This is a genomic window from Stenotrophomonas sp. YJH_SMC_12-1, from assembly GCF_059370935.1.
In genome coordinates, this window is sequence record NZ_JCAFUD010000007.1 from 156,768 (window position 1) to 170,947 (window position 14,180).

Genomic DNA, 14,180 nt, shown 5'->3' on the forward strand with positions numbered 1-14,180 from the left:
CAGACCGACGAAGATGCGGCTGGAAGAGGCAGCACTGTAAGGGAATCGTGTGGCAGGAAAAAGCACCAGCGAACCACGCTGGCGCAAGCCTTCAAGGCAAAGTGTGATGTCTGACGGAGGGCATTCCGCCAGCGGGCAGAGTCCTGGATCTACACTGGAACCAGCAGAGCTCCGTCATTGCGTCCACTGATGCCGGTGGCACAAGGAAAACCTGTACCTGACGCCCGCCACTGCGTGCAGCGCAGCAGTGGCGGGACGCCCTTGAAACCGTGAAACCGGTCAGGCCTCGTAGGCCGATTCACCATGCGAGGTCACATCCAGGCCGGTGCGTTCGGCCTCCTCGGTCACACGCAGGCCGACCACGACCTTGACCACCAGCAAGATGACCGCGGTCACCACCGCCGACCACACTACGGTGAGGCCGACGCTGACCACCTGCACCCAGACCTGATGGGCGATATCCAGATCCGCCTTGGTACCACCCAGCGACTGTGCACTGAATACGCCGGTGAGAATCGCGCCGACGATGCCGCCGACACCATGCACACCGAACACGTCCGCCGTGTCGTCCACCTTCAGCAGGCGCTTGAGGCCGGTCACCCCCCAGACGCAGACCATGCCGGCGACAAAGCCGATGATGATCGCGCCGAGCGGGCCGACGGTGCCGCAGGCCGGGGTGATGCCGACCAGGCCGGCCACCGCACCCGAGGCAGCGCCCAGTGCCGACGGCTTGCCCTTGCTGATTGCCTCCACCAGCGTCCAGCCCAGCACCGCTGCGGCAGTAGCCAGCACGGTATTGAGGAAGGCCAGCGAGGCCACGGTATCGGCCGCTGCCGCCGAGCCTGCGTTGAAGCCGAACCAGCCCACCCACAGCAGCATCGCGCCGATGTAGGTGAACGGCACGTTGTGCGGCTTCAGCGCGGTCTGGCCGTAGCCCAGGCGCTTGCCGACGAACCACGCGGCGACCAGGCCGGCGACGCCCGCGTTGATGTGGACCACGGTACCGCCGGCGAAGTCGATGGCACCCAGCTCACCCAGGTAGCCGCCACCCCACACGATATGTGCCATCGGGATGTAGCTGAGGGTGAACCACAGCGCCGAGAACAGCAGCACCGCGCGGAACTTGATGCGCTCGGCGAAGGCACCGACGATCAGCGCGGTGGTGATGCCGGCAAAGGTCGACTGGAACGCGACGAACAGATAGTCCGGCAGGCCCTTGATCGGTGTGTTGCCGACCGACTCGGGGGTGAAGCCCTTGAGGAAGGCGAACTCGGTGAACGACCCGAAGAAGGGATTGCCCGCGCTGAACACCGCGCTGTAGCCGTAGGCCACCCACAGCAGCAGCACCAGCGAGAACACCACCAGGATCTGGCTGAGTACCGACAGCACGTTCTTCGAACGCACCAGGCCACCGTAGAACAGGGCCAGGCCCGGCACGACCATCAGCAGCACCAGCAGGGTGGAGGTGAGCATCCAGGCCACGTCGCCATGATCATAGGCGGCGGCCGCTTCGGCCACGGCCGGCGCAGCGGCTGCAGCTGCAGGGTCCTGCAGCGGTTCAACGGCCACGCTTTCGCTCGGCAGCGGCGACACCTGCGCCTGGGCGTGGGCATTGCCCGGCCAGGCACCCGCGGCCAGCGCACTCAGCAGCATCAACAGCCACACGACATGGAACCGGGCTTGCCACCCGGTGAGAAGGCGCATCTTCATGGGGGAGTCTCCGGAAAGGGGTTACAGCGCGTCGGCACCGATTTCGCCGGTGCGGATGCGGATGACCTGTTCAACGGCGGTGACGAAGATCTTGCCGTCACCGATCTTGCCGGTGCCTGCCGACGATTGGATCGCTTCGATCACCGCATCGGCACGCTCGTCGGTGACTACGGTTTCGATCTTGATCTTGGGCAGGAAATCGACGACGTACTCGGCGCCGCGATACAGCTCGGTGTGGCCCTTCTGGCGGCCGAAGCCTTTCACTTCGGTCACGGTAATGCCCGACACGCCTGCGTCGGACAAGGCCTCGCGGACCTCGTCGAGCTTGAACGGCCGGATGATGGCGGAGATCAGTTTCATGCGCATGTCCCGATGGTGGATGGGGCCAGCGCGCCAGCGCGCGTTGGCATCAGGCAACCACGGGTCATCAGGATGATGACCGTGGCTGTTGCACCGGACACGTACAGGGCCGGGACGGCCGTGCCTCTCTCCTTGCACGACCGACGCGGGAGGGAGGGCGGCCCTGGTCGCGTATCCGGTCTCTCTCTTGCCCCTGGATCAGGGGTCAGAGCCCATTCGTAAACGAACGGGATCCGACCCCGACCTGACCGCGGCTCCCCAGCCGCGAAAACGGAAGCGATGGCGGCGGGTGGGAGGGGGAAACCCACCGCCATCGCATCCGGTCAGCTGGCGTAGTACAGCTGGTATTCCAGCGGGTGGGTGGCCGCGCGGAACTTGGTCACTTCCTGCATCTTCAGCGCGATGTAGCCGTCGATGAAGTCATCGCTCATCACGCCACCGGCCTTCAGGAACTCGCGGTCCTTGTCCAGCGCTTCCAGCGCCTGGTCCAGCGAGGAGCAGACCTGCGGGATCAGCTTCTCTTCTTCCGGCGGCAGGTCGTACAGGTCCTTGTCGCTCGGTGCGCCCGGGTCGATCTGGTTCTTGATGCCGTCCAGGCCGGCCATCATCAGCGCAGTGAAGGTGAGGTAGCCGGACTGGATCGGGTCCGGGAAGCGCATTTCGATACGGCGCGCCTTCGGGTTGGAGACCCACGGAATGCGGCACGAGGCCGAACGGTTGCGGGCCGAATAGGCCAGCATCACCGGCGCTTCGAAGCCCGGCACCAGGCGCTTGTAGCTGTTGGTGCCCGAGTTGGCGAAGGCATTGATGGCCTTGGCGTGCTTGAAGATGCCGCCGATGTACCACAGCGCCAGCTGGCTCAGGCCGCCGTAGCCGTCGCCGGAGAACAGGTTGGTGCCGCCCTTGGACAGCGACTGGTGCACGTGCATGCCGCTGCCGTTGTCGCCGACGATCGGCTTGGGCATGAAGGTGACGGTCTTGCCGTTGCGGTGCGCGACGTTCTTGATCACGTACTTCATGCGCAGCAGTTCGTCGGCCTTCTGCACCAGGGTGCTGAACTTGGTGCCGATCTCGCACTGGCCGGCGGTGGCCACTTCGTGGTGCTGCACTTCCACTTCGATGCCGACCTGTTCCAGGGTCTTGCACATCTCGGCGCGCAGGTCGTGCAGGGTGTCGGTCGGCGGAACCGGGAAATAGCCGCCCTTCACGCCCGGACGGTAACCGCTGTTGGCGCCGTCGTACTTGGCGCCGCTGTTCCAGGCGGCTTCTTCGGAATCGACCTTGAAGAAAGTGTTGCCCATTTCATTGGCGAAACGGACCGAGTCGAAGATGAAGAATTCCGGCTCCGGGCCGAAGAACGCGGTTTCGGCAATGCCGGAGGACTTCAGGTAGGCCTCGGCGCGCTTGGCGATGCCGCGCGGGCAACGGCCATACGGCTGCATGGTGGCCGGGTCGAGGATGTCGCAGCTGATCACGATGGTCGGATCGGCGTAGAACGGGTCGACGTAGGCGCTGGCGGTATCCGGCAGCAGCACCATGTCCGACTCGTTGATGCCCTTCCAGCCGGCGATCGAGCTGCCATCGAACATCTTGCCTTCTTCGAACAGCGACGGTTCGACGATGCTGACCGGGAAGGTCACGTGCTGCTCGACACCACGCATGTCGACAAAGCGCAGATCGACGAATTCGATCTGGTTGTCCTTGATCAGCTTCTCAACGTTTTCCACGGACATCGGTACGACCTCGGATGGGGATGAATGCCTGCTGAGGTAGAGCAACGACCGTGCCAACTTTTCAGATGCCGCAAGTCATTGATTTCATGAAGGCCGCCCCGTGCGGGTGCAGAACGCGGCGCACCAAACGAGTGCACCGACCACCAGACGCACCCGTTTGGTGCAGCGCGGATCGTCTATCCTCTCGCCCTTCTTCCTTCCGCCGCGCGTGCACGCACCGTCCATGTCCGACCTGCTCTCCGCCCTGCTGCTGGGCATCCTCGAAGGCTTGACCGAGTTCCTGCCGATCTCCAGCACCGGCCACCTGCTCATCGCCCAGCACTGGCTGGGTGCCCGTTCGGACTTCTTCAACATCGTCATCCAGGCCGGCGCCATCGTGGCCGTGGTACTGGTGTTCCGCCAGCGCCTGCTGCAGCTGGCCACCGGCTTCAACCAGCGCGGGAACCGCGAGTACGTGTTCAAGCTGGGCGCGGCGTTCCTGGTCACCGCGGTGGTCGGCCTGGTGGTACGCAAGGCCGGCTGGTCGCTGCCGGAAACGGTCAGCCCGGTGGCCTGGGCGCTGATCATCGGTGGCGTCTGGATGCTGCTGGTGGAGGCCTACACCGCGCGCCTGCCCGACCGCGACCAGGTGACCTGGACGGTGGCGATCGGCGTCGGCCTGGCGCAGGTCGTGGCCGGCGTGTTCCCCGGCACCTCGCGCTCGGCCTCGGCCATCTTCCTGGCCATGCTGCTGGGCCTGAGCCGCCGCGCGGCCGCCGCCGAGTTCGTGTTCCTGGTCGGCATTCCCACCATGTTCGCCGCCAGCGCCTACACCTTCCTGGAAATGGCCAAGGCTGGGCAGCTGGGCAGCGAGAACTGGACCGACGTGGGCGTGGCCTTCCTTGCCGCGGCCGTCACCGGCTTCGTCGTAGTGAAGTGGCTGATGGGCTACATCAAGTCGCACAGGTTCACCGCCTTCGCCATCTACCGCATCGCGCTGGGCGCGGCGCTGCTGCTGTGGCTGCCGTCCGGCAGCTGAACAGCACCGGGGCACGGCAACCCCGTTGCCGGCCCTACCCCGTTTCCCCCACGGTTCCCCAAGGAGAATCACCATGAACCGCAAGCTCACCCTGCTCCTCCCGCTGGCCCTGATGGCCGCCTGCAGCCAGACCCCGGCACCGGCCGGCACAGGCGGCGACGACGTGGCCCCGGCCGCGGCCAAGGCAGCAGACCAGCAGACGCTGGCGCACCTGGATGCGCAGCGCCTGCAGAGCCAGCACTGGCTGCTGCAGCAGGCCACCGGCGCCGACGGCAAGCGCATCGACGCGCTGTTCGCCCGCGAAGACAAGCCGGTCACCCTGGACTTCGCTGATGGCCGCCTGTCGGTCAGCAACGCCTGCAACCACATGGGTGGCGGCTACACCCTGGCCGACGGCAAGCTGACGGTCAGTGCGATGGCCTCGACCATGATGGCCTGCACCGACAAGGCGCTGATGGCGCTGGACGAGGCCGTGTCGAGCCGCCTGCAGGGCGAGCTGAAGGCCGAGCAGGATGCCGATGGCAAGCTGACCCTGACCACCGCCAAGGGCGACGTGCTGGTGTTCAACCCGGAACCGACCGCTGAAACCCGCTACGGCGGCGCCGGCGAAACCGTGTTCCTGGAAGTGGCTGCGAAGACCGAGAAGTGCTCGCACCCGCTGATCCCGGACTACCAGTGCCTGCAGGTGCGCGAAGTGAAGTTCGACGACAAGGGCCTGAAGCAGGGCGAGCCGGGCAAGTTCGAGAACTTCTACGGCAACATCGAGGGTTACACCCACGAAGACGGCGTGCGCAACGTGGTGCGCGTGAAGCGCTACGAGGTGAAGAACCCGCCGGCCGATGCGCCGTCGCAGGCGTACGTGCTGGACATGGTGGTCGAGTCGGCCATCGAGAAGAAATAAAACGATGGAAGGGCGGCCGCGAGGCCGCCCTTCTTCATGGTCGGTAGGGCCGGCCGCTGGCCGGCTGCCCTGCGCGGCACTGCCAACACACGGATGCTGCCGGCCAGCGGCCGGCACTACCCGGATGCATCGGGAGATCGGCATGAAGCACGTCCCCGTCCTCATCATTGCTGCGCTGCTCGTCATGTCCGCGAATGTGGCCGCTGCCAGCACGCCCAGCACCTATCAGCTTGAAGCGCACCTGTGGCAACTGGTGCGTGCCACCAACGCGCAAGGAAAGCGCATCGACGCGTTGTTCGTCCGCGGTCGCGCGCCCTACACACTGCGCTTCCAGTCCGGTTTCATGAGCGAGTTGAACCTGTGCAACCACGTCAGCAACGAGTACCGGCTGCAGGGCAATCTGCTGATCCTGCGCAACGGCGTGCAGACCACAGCGCTATGCATCGATCAGAGACTGCCCACGCAGCAGAAGCTCGCCGGAAAGCTGATGCACGGCGAAGGCTCGGCACCGACGCTTGCGCTTGACGACCGCGGCGCGCTGGTGCTGCGCAACGCGAGAGGCGACACCGCAGTGTTCGAACCGGCGGCGCTGCAAGCGGATGGAAGGTAGGGCCGGCCGCTGGCCGGCATCTTCCCTGTGTGCTGCTCAGCCCAGCGCCGGGTTCAACGTGTAGGTGCCGTGCAGTGCGGCTTCGGCCAGCACGTGGCCGTGCATGGCGCGGTACGCGTCGGCGGCGGTGAAGCGCTGCGGCAGGTCCAGCGACGCCACGTCCAGCGCGAATACCCGGAAGAAATAGCGGTGCATGCGCTCGTCGTTGAACGGCGGATACGGGCCGTCATAGCCCAGGTAATCACCGGCCATGTCCGGGTTGCCCGCGAACCAGCCGGTGAAGTCGTTCAGGCCCTGGCGGCTGCCGGCCGGGCCGGCGGGTGCGGGCTTGCCCTTCACCACGAAGCCGTCGCTGCAGCTGCCGGCGGCGATCTCCTGCACCGTGGCCGGGATATCGGCCATCACCCAGTGCACGAAATCGCAGCGCGGCTGGTCGCGCGGCACGCTCATGTCGCTGCGGCCAACCGTCTCCGGCACGGTCGGTACGTCCGGGTCCACGCATACCAGCAGGAACGAACGGGTGCCGGCCGGCGCCCCGCTCCAGGCCAGGTGCGGGTTGCGGTCCGGGGCGAAACCATTGGCGTCGCCCGCGGCGAACTCACGATCGATCGGTGCGCCGTTGGTCAGGCTGTGGCTGGTCAACTGCATCGGACTCTCCTCACTCTTCCGGGTAACCCAGGCGCACCGCAACCGGGGTGAGCTGGGCGAAGGCGGCGCTCATCACGTCGCGGTAGTTGCGCCAGTGGCCGGCCGGCAGGCGCGGGGCTCCCAGCTGTGCCGCCGGCGGCATCGGCCGCTCGAACAGGCGGCCCAGCAGTTCGGCCATCGCCTGCGGATCGTTGCCGATCTGGTCGATGCGCAGCAGCACGTGCGGGTACAGGTCGTCCTCATGCAGCGTGGCGATCTGGGTCAGCGCGCGGGTCAGCCATTCACTGGCTTCGGCCAGCGACGTCATCGCCAGCGGCGCGGCGGCACCGTAGGCCACCCAGTCCAGCAGCATGTCGCGCGGGTCGCGCAGCACCAGCACCAGGCGGCCCTGCGGCAGCTGCGGGCGCAGCGCCCACAGCAGGGCGTTGTCCCACCACAGCAGCCAGTCGATCACGGTGTCGCTCTGCAGGCCACGTGCCGGCAGCTGTTCACGCCAGCGCTGCACCAGCCGCTCCGGCGTCAGCACGCCTGAGGCCAGGTCCTGCAATGTGTTGTAGTTCTGGAACGCATCATCGGGCGGCGTGTTGGTGTAGCGGTCGCTGCGCAGCACCGGGCTGGCAGCAGCCAGGCCGGTCGCCACCCGCTCAACGCCCGAACCCGGCGGGCCCCAGAGGAAGATCGGCGCGGAGCTGGCATCGCCGTCGATGCTGCCCTTGTCCGGCCAGCTCGGCGGGGACTTGGCCTGTGGCGGCAGTGGCAAGCGCCGCGGCGCCTGGTCAGCCTGCAGCGACAGCCAGGTGCGCAGGGCGTCCTGCGGCTGCCCGGCGCGGTCCTGGATCTCGCCCATCCACGTCCGCAGGTCGGCGCGATGCTCTTCCGGCGCCAGCTCGATCAGCGCCTGCACGCGGGCCACGGCGGCGGCGGGATCGCGCTGCAGCAGGCCTTCGACCAGCCGGGTCTCGCCGCTGACGCGGCCCGGTTCCAGGCTGACGATGCGTTCGGCGATCGCTTCGGCCTGAGCATGTTCGCCGGCCATGTCATGCAGGCGAAGGCGCGCCTCCAGGGCCGGCAGATGCGCGGGCATCGCCGCCATCCAGCGCTCGACCACGGTCACGGCGCTTTCGCTGCCCACCTGCTCGATGGCCAGCCGTGCCAGCCACACATCGTGCAGCTGGTCATTGGTATCCAATACCGCATCCAGGCGTGCACGCGCTTCATCCTCGCGCCCCAGGCGCTGCCATGACATCAGCAGCAGCTGCAGCACCTGGCGGTCTTCCGGCTGCGTCTCCAGCAGCGGCAGCAGGTAGTCCAGGGCCTGCAGCGGCTGGCCATTGCGCAGCGACAGTTCACCCGCCAGGCGTCGCATCGACGGTACGTCCATCTCCGGCTGCTGCAGGGCCACCTGCATCGCTTCGGCGGCGGCCGGTACGTTGCCCTGGCGCAGTGCCAGCTGCACCACCAGCCCATGCAGCGAGGACAGTGACGGATTGAGTTCCAGCACGCGGCGGAACGACTGCTCTGCAAACGCCAGCATGTCCTTGCCCAGGTAGGCAAAGCCCAGCGCGTACAGCACGCGGGTATCGTCCGGCAGTGCCTTGCTGGCAGCCGACAGCAGCGCCAGTGCACGGTCGGCGTCACCGCGGCGCAGTGCAACCATGCCGTCGATGGTCAGCAGTTCCGGATGGTCCGGCTCCACGCGCGCGGCCAGGGTGGAGATGCGCTGCGCTTCGTCGAAGTCATTGCGGCCGATCGCCAGGTGCGCCTGCATCAGATAGGCGGAGAACGAGTTCGGATCGAGGCCGGTGGTGCGCACCAGTGCTTCGTCGGCACCCTCGAACTGGCGCAGTGCCAGCAGCAGGCCGGCATGCTGCAGGTGCAGCTGGGCGTCGTCCGGGGCCAGCCGCAGCGCCTGCTGCAGGGCCTCCATCGCCTCCTCGGCGTTGCCCTGCTGCTGCAGCGCAAGCGCCAGCCAGCGGTGGGCGTTGGCCTGGCCGGGTTCGTCACGGGTCCACGCCTGGGCCAGCTGCACGGCCTGGTCGGCCTGGTTCTGGCGCAACGCTTGGATGATCTGGTCTTGCATGGCAGTCCGGTTCAAGTGCAAAGCCGCATTGTAGCGGGCTGCGCGCTGTCGCCGGTTCAGGCCTGCAGGACCCGCTGCAGGCGCTGGGCGACCCAGCGCTCGGAGAAGCCGTCGCCGCGCCAGTTTTCGATGAACCCGCAGTGGCCGCCCCAGCAGGCGGTTTCCAGGCGCGCCTGGCCCGGCAGCTGCCAGTTGCTGAAGGTCGCGTACGGAATCACCGGGTCATCCTGCGCCATCAGGATGTCGGCCGGTACCTGCAGGGTCGACAGGCGGTCGCCGGCGATCGAGTAGCCGTCGAAATAGGCCTGCAGCGAACCGAAGCTGGTGTGGCGCTCGACCAGCCAGGCGGTCAGCGCGCGGATGTCCAGCTTCAGCACGCGGTCGTCGCAGTCGCTCAGCTCGGGGAACAGATCGCGCTTGCGGCGCAGCGAGCCGGCCCACTTGCGGCGGAAGTACCAGTCGTACATCGCCGGGCCGTTCTCGATGCTCTCCATCGTCAGCGCCGGGTCCAGCACCGGGCACACCGAGGCGACGCGCAGCAGCGGCACGCCGGCAGCCGGTGCGCGCAGGGCCAGGCGCAGCACGAAGTTGCCACCCAGCGAATAACCGGCGGCCACCAGCGGCAGCTGCGGCCAGCGCTGGGCGATATCGCCCGCGGCGTGCACCACTTCATCGATGAGATTGGAGTGGAAGATGCCGGGGTTCAGGTGATGGGTGTTGCCGTGGTCGCGGAAGTTCAGCCGCACCACGTCGAAGCCCTGCTCGATCATGCGCGCGGCGGCCATGCGCATGTAGCTGGATTCGGCACTGCCTTCCCAGCCATGCAGCAGCAGCGCGATGCCCTTGGGCTCGCGGCCTTCGACATGGCTGTGCCAGCCCTGCAGGCGCACGCCATCACCACCATCGAGGATCAGCTCTTCGCTGACCGCACCGGTGGCCGCCAGCAGCAGCAGGCCGCGCTGCAGGCGCATGCGGCTGGAGCTGAGCATCGACTGCAGGTGCGGATTGCGCAGCCAGCGCGGCGGCTGATAGTCAGCCGCATGCAGCGTCGGCGTACCGGCGTCCAGGACAGGTGGCGGGATCAGGGCCACCGTAGCCTCACCCGGCGCTCATGGCCGCCACGATGCGCGCGCGCGAGGTTTCCGCGATGCGCCGACGGCCTTCCAGGTCCTGTGCACCGATCGGCGCCAGGAAGTGCACTTCGGCACGTCGCGCCGGCTCGCCGAGCAGGCGCAGGAAATTGGCAAAGAAGCTCTCGTTCGGGCCGAACGCGACGATGGTCTGCGCGTCGCCCTTCGCCCCGTACACCAGGGCCACCGGCTGCACCGGCACGCCGGTCTCGACCGCGGCCTGGAAGATGCGGGCGTGGAACGGGCCCACTTCGTGACCGCCGCGGGTCCGCCCTTCCGGGAACACGCCCACGGCCTTGCCCTCGCGCAGGCGGTCGGCCATCACCTGCATCACGCCACCGAGCGATTCGGTGTTGCCACGCTGGTGGAAGATGGTCTGGCCGCGCGCGGCCAGCCAACCCACCAGCGGCCAGCTGGCGATCTCGCGCTTGGCGACGAAGCCCATCATGCGCTGGCTGTGCAGGATGCAGATATCGACCCAGCTGACATGGTTGGCCACGAACAGCACGGCACCGGGCAGCGGCGCGCCGACCTGCACCAGGCGGAAGCCGAAGATCCACATCAGCCCGCCCTGCCACCAGTTGACCACCTTGGCGCCGAAGGTCGCCTCGCCCACGCGCAGTTCGCCCCACGGCGGAAGCATGCCGATCAGGATGAGCGGCAGGAACACGATGATGTGGACCAACAGCAGCGGTACGCGGTACAGGTAACGGCACACACGCGCCACGCCGCCACGGGGGGCCGGAGTGGGGGAAGTCATCCGCGCACGATACCGGAGGGCCGTCATCGCTGCCAGCCGATTTAGGCCATAACCGCCATCGACCGGGGCAATCGGCGGGGAACGCTGGGTTCCGCTGCCGTCAACGAGCCCCAGGGGGGCTCAGCCGTGACCGGCAGCCACCACCGCCAGGGTCAGCCGCGAGATGCATACCAGGCGGCCCTGCTCGTCCTCGATGCGGATCTCCCACAGCTGGGTGCTGCGGCCGACGTGCAGCGCGCGGGCGGTGCCGGTGACCGTGCCCGAGCGCACGGCACGCACGTGGTTGGCATTGATCTCCAGGCCCACGCAGACCTGCTTGCCGGTATCCACGCACAGGTTGCCGGCGCTGCTGCCCAGGGTCTCGGCCAGCACCACCGAGGCACCGCCGTGCAGGATGCCGTAGGGCTGGCGGGTGCGCTCATCCACCGGCATGGTGGCCTGCAGCCAGTCCTCGCCGGCGGCACTGAAGACGATGCCCAGGGATTCAATCGCCGTGTTGCGGCTGAGCGCGTTGAGCTGCTCGATGGAAACGGCTTCGCGGAACACCTGGGCCATGCGGGTACCTTCAGAGGATGGGAACGAGACCGGCGCCGAATGCGGTCAGCATGCGCACCAGCAGCCACTTCGGGCCGACGTTGACTTCGGGGAAGTCGCCGACGGCGACGTAGCAGCGATGGAAATCAGGATCCTGCCGCGGCAGCGGCTGCGGGCACTCCGGGCCGGGCTTGAACTCGTAGTCGGTGGCGTAGCGCCAGGGCCAGAAATCAAGGATGGGCAGCGCTTCGGAGGCCTTGCCGACGCTGTAATTCAGCCCCGACAGCACCGGTGGCTTCGCCCGTGGCGCCACCGTCCAGGAGTTCTGTGGGTGGGTGTCACGCAGGATGCTCTGCGCCAGTTCCTCGGCAAAAACCGGGTCGTCGATGATCACCGCGCCTTCGGTGTTGTAGTTCTCGCTGCGCGGATCGAAGTTGTGGGTGCCGACCACGCCGATGCGGCGGTCGACCACCAGCGACTTGGCGTGCAGGCCCATGCGCGCGCCCTTGCGGGTGACCGGCAACGGCTTGTTGACCGCCTTGCTGCCCAGGAACGACGGCCGCGTCTCGGTGCGCAGCAGGCGCGTTTCCACCTCGCTGCCGGCGGCGCGACGGCGTGCGCGTGCGTTGTCGTAGGCACCATCGCTGTGGCGATTCAACGGGCCCTGCCTGCTGCCGGCATCCGAACCACTGCTGCTGCCACCGCGTGCGTTGCTGCCGGCAGCACTGCCACCGATCAGCGGATTGCGACCGCCTTCGTCTTCCCCCCCGGGCGCAGCGATCGGGTCGGGCAGCAGGTTGCGGTAGTCAACCGGCGCGTCCAGCGGGAACGGCTTGTATTCGAAGATGTTGAAGCCCAGTTCGCGCATGTTGCGCCGCTTGTACTTGTACGACAACGCATACACGATCGGGTTGTCAGTCGCCGCCAGGCTGTTGCTGGACACCACCACGCGCGGTGGCTGCGGGCGCTTGCGCAGTTCACGGAACAGCTTCTGCGCCGGCTTGGACAGCACCAGGTACGGCGTCTGCAGGATCACTTCCTTCTGCGCACTGGCGATCAGCGCATCCAGCTGGGGCTCGGTCACATGCTGGCCGGCCAGCGGTGCATCGGCCTTCTCGCGGCGATGCTTGCGTGGCAGGTCGGCCACGTAGCGCACCGAAGCCACCGGTAGCGCGGTATCCACGAAGGAACGGGTGACGAACTCGGTGTCGTTGGCTTCGGCGCTGACCCGCTGTACCCGTTCCGGGCGGCGGAAGCTGGCCGGCGGCAGCGTTGGCACGCCCTCGCGCAGCAACGTGCGGCCCACGTCGTTGAGGCGCTCGGCCGGCACGCTGCGGTGTGCGCGCCAGAACGCGTCGAAGTTGGCCGCCATCGCACGTGCTTCCGGGCCGGCGATCAGTACATCGCGGTCGCGGAAGTTGTACTCGCGGTCCCAGTCGTAATAGTCGTCCTGGTAGTTGCGGCCACCGACCACGCCGATCGCATCGTCGATCACCAGCAGCTTGTTGTGCATGCGCTGGTTGAACCGGCGGAAGCAGCACAGCACGCTGCCGGCATAGTCGAAGTAGTTCAGCCGGGCCTTGCCGAAGGTCGGGTTGTAGACCCGCAGCTGGAAGTTCTGGTGGGCGCCGGACAGGGCGCCGAGGATCTGCAGGTCGGAGATCGCCGAGAGCTGGTCGATCAGCAGCCGCACCTTCACCCCGCGCCGCGATGCGGCCAGCAGTTCGTCGATGACCAGACGGGCGCTGTCGTCCTTGTCGAAGATGTAGGTCTGCAGGTCGATGCTGCGGGTGGCGCTGCGCAGCAGGTTCAGGCGTGCGACCAGGGCGCCCTCGCCCTCATCGAGCAGGGTGGCGTAGTGGCGCGGTCGTTCCGGGGTGGATTCGGTGAACGCCCGGCCGGCCAGCGCCCGCAGCGGCGAATCCTGTGCACAGCGGTCTGCACGCTGGCAGTCGACCACGGTCGAACGTGCCTGCACGGCGATTGCCTCGGCGCGGTCGCGCTCGGCATTCGACAGCGATGCACAACCGCTGCCCAGCAACACGGTTGCCAGCGCCAGTACACGCAGCAGGAGGTTCACGGTTTCGGCGCCTCGCTCAGGCGCGCACGCAATACGAAAGTCACTCGGTCACTCAAGGCAAGCTGCCAGCTGTCCATGCCATACCGGCCTCGCTGCACGGTACCGCGGCTGACGACGTCGCAATCATAGCCGGGTCGGGCGCACTCCGCCTTCTCGACCTTCAGTGTCTGGGGGTGGCTGATCCCGCGCAGGGTCAGCCGGCCGTTGATGTCGCCACCGCTCTCCACGGTTTCCGGCCAGTACGGCAGCGAGTCGAACTCGACCACCGGATGGCGGCCGGCATCGAAGAACTCCTCGCCGCGCATCCATCCGGTATAGCGCGCCTTGCCGGGGATCTCGACCGAGCGCGTGAACATCTTCAGATGCACCTGGTGGCGGCCGTCGGAGAGGATCTCGATGCGCCCTTCGAAGTGCGGGAACAGGCCTTCGATACGCTGCCCGAAACGGGTGCGCACCTCGAAGCCGATCTGCGAACGCTGGGTATCCAGGCGCATTACCCGGTGCGCTTCGGCGACCACCGGTGGCAGGGTGGTCGGCGTGGGCACGGCCGCCCAGGCCGGGCCGAGTGCCAGCAGCGCGGGCAGCAGATAGCGGCTGCGCCGCGCCAGGCTCATCG

Annotated in this window: 13 protein-coding genes; 3 read left to right on the forward strand and 10 right to left on the reverse strand. The window is 67.4% G+C overall.

Translation table 11 applies throughout. The features are described 5' to 3' along the window. Positions 1-279 precede the first annotated feature (279 nt). From amt to glnA, 3 genes are all read right to left on the reverse strand, one after another. A complete protein-coding gene (gene amt / locus AC5P8Y_RS14305) occupies positions 280-1,710 on the reverse strand; it encodes an ammonium transporter (protein WP_049402861.1) in 1,431 nt (476 codons plus the stop codon). 21 nt (positions 1,711-1,731) lie between these two features. After that, positions 1,732-2,070: a P-II family nitrogen regulator gene (locus tag AC5P8Y_RS14310; protein WP_004134334.1), complete on the reverse strand. Its 339-nt coding sequence runs from the start codon at positions 2,068-2,070 to the stop codon at positions 1,732-1,734. A gap of 323 nt (positions 2,071-2,393) precedes the next feature. Then, positions 2,394-3,803 carry a type I glutamate--ammonia ligase gene (gene glnA / locus AC5P8Y_RS14315; protein WP_005407550.1) on the reverse strand — a complete coding sequence of 470 codons (1,410 nt, stop codon included), beginning with the start codon at positions 3,801-3,803 and terminating at the stop codon, positions 2,394-2,396. Positions 3,804-4,026: 223 nt separating this feature from the next. Between glnA and AC5P8Y_RS14320 the strand changes: the two genes are divergently transcribed. The 3 genes from AC5P8Y_RS14320 (at position 4,027) to AC5P8Y_RS14330 (ending at position 6,332) form a co-directional block, all read left to right on the forward strand. Continuing rightward, positions 4,027-4,821 carry an undecaprenyl-diphosphate phosphatase gene (locus AC5P8Y_RS14320; RefSeq protein WP_024956253.1) on the forward strand — a complete coding sequence of 265 codons (795 nt, stop codon included), beginning with the start codon at positions 4,027-4,029 and terminating at the stop codon, positions 4,819-4,821. A gap of 73 nt (positions 4,822-4,894) precedes the next feature. Further along, entirely contained in the window at positions 4,895-5,722 is an 828-nt protein-coding gene (locus AC5P8Y_RS14325) for an META and DUF4377 domain-containing protein (protein ID WP_005407548.1), read from the forward strand. A 142-nt stretch (positions 5,723-5,864) separates the two neighbouring features. After that, positions 5,865-6,332, forward strand: coding sequence for an META domain-containing protein (locus tag AC5P8Y_RS14330; protein WP_049432642.1), 468 nt, complete (start codon positions 5,865-5,867; stop codon positions 6,330-6,332). A 36-nt stretch (positions 6,333-6,368) separates the two neighbouring features. Here the strand turns inward: AC5P8Y_RS14330 and AC5P8Y_RS14335 are convergent, their stop codons facing one another. The 7 genes from AC5P8Y_RS14335 to AC5P8Y_RS14365 form a co-directional block, all read right to left on the reverse strand. Next, positions 6,369-6,980 (reverse strand): YbhB/YbcL family Raf kinase inhibitor-like protein, encoded by a 612-nt coding sequence (locus tag AC5P8Y_RS14335; RefSeq protein ID WP_005407546.1) that lies wholly within the window; start codon positions 6,978-6,980, stop codon positions 6,369-6,371. A 10-nt stretch (positions 6,981-6,990) separates the two neighbouring features. Next, positions 6,991-9,060, reverse strand: a complete 2,070-nt coding sequence (locus AC5P8Y_RS14340) for a tetratricopeptide repeat protein (RefSeq protein ID WP_049402862.1) — start codon at positions 9,058-9,060, stop codon at positions 6,991-6,993. 56 nt (positions 9,061-9,116) lie between these two features. Continuing rightward, positions 9,117-10,106 (reverse strand): YheT family hydrolase, encoded by a 990-nt coding sequence (locus AC5P8Y_RS14345; protein ID WP_032965474.1) that lies wholly within the window; start codon positions 10,104-10,106, stop codon positions 9,117-9,119. 52 nt (positions 10,107-10,158) lie between these two features. Beyond that, positions 10,159-10,950 carry a lysophospholipid acyltransferase family protein gene (locus AC5P8Y_RS14350; protein ID WP_024956258.1) on the reverse strand — a complete coding sequence of 264 codons (792 nt, stop codon included), beginning with the start codon at positions 10,948-10,950 and terminating at the stop codon, positions 10,159-10,161. A 120-nt stretch (positions 10,951-11,070) separates the two neighbouring features. Then, positions 11,071-11,505, reverse strand: coding sequence for a hotdog fold thioesterase (locus AC5P8Y_RS14355; RefSeq protein ID WP_005407542.1), 435 nt, complete (start codon positions 11,503-11,505; stop codon positions 11,071-11,073). Positions 11,506-11,515: 10 nt separating this feature from the next. Next, the gene (locus tag AC5P8Y_RS14360) at positions 11,516-13,564 is read right to left on the reverse strand and encodes a phospholipase D family protein (protein ID WP_005407541.1); all 2,049 of its coding nucleotides are present in this window, start codon (positions 13,562-13,564) and stop codon (positions 11,516-11,518) included. Next, complete coding sequence (locus AC5P8Y_RS14365; protein WP_495202031.1) at positions 13,561-14,178, reverse strand: YceI family protein; 618 nt, start codon at positions 14,176-14,178, stop codon at positions 13,561-13,563. Before AC5P8Y_RS14365 ends, AC5P8Y_RS14360 begins: the two co-directional genes overlap by 4 nt. Positions 14,179-14,180 lie beyond the last annotated feature (2 nt).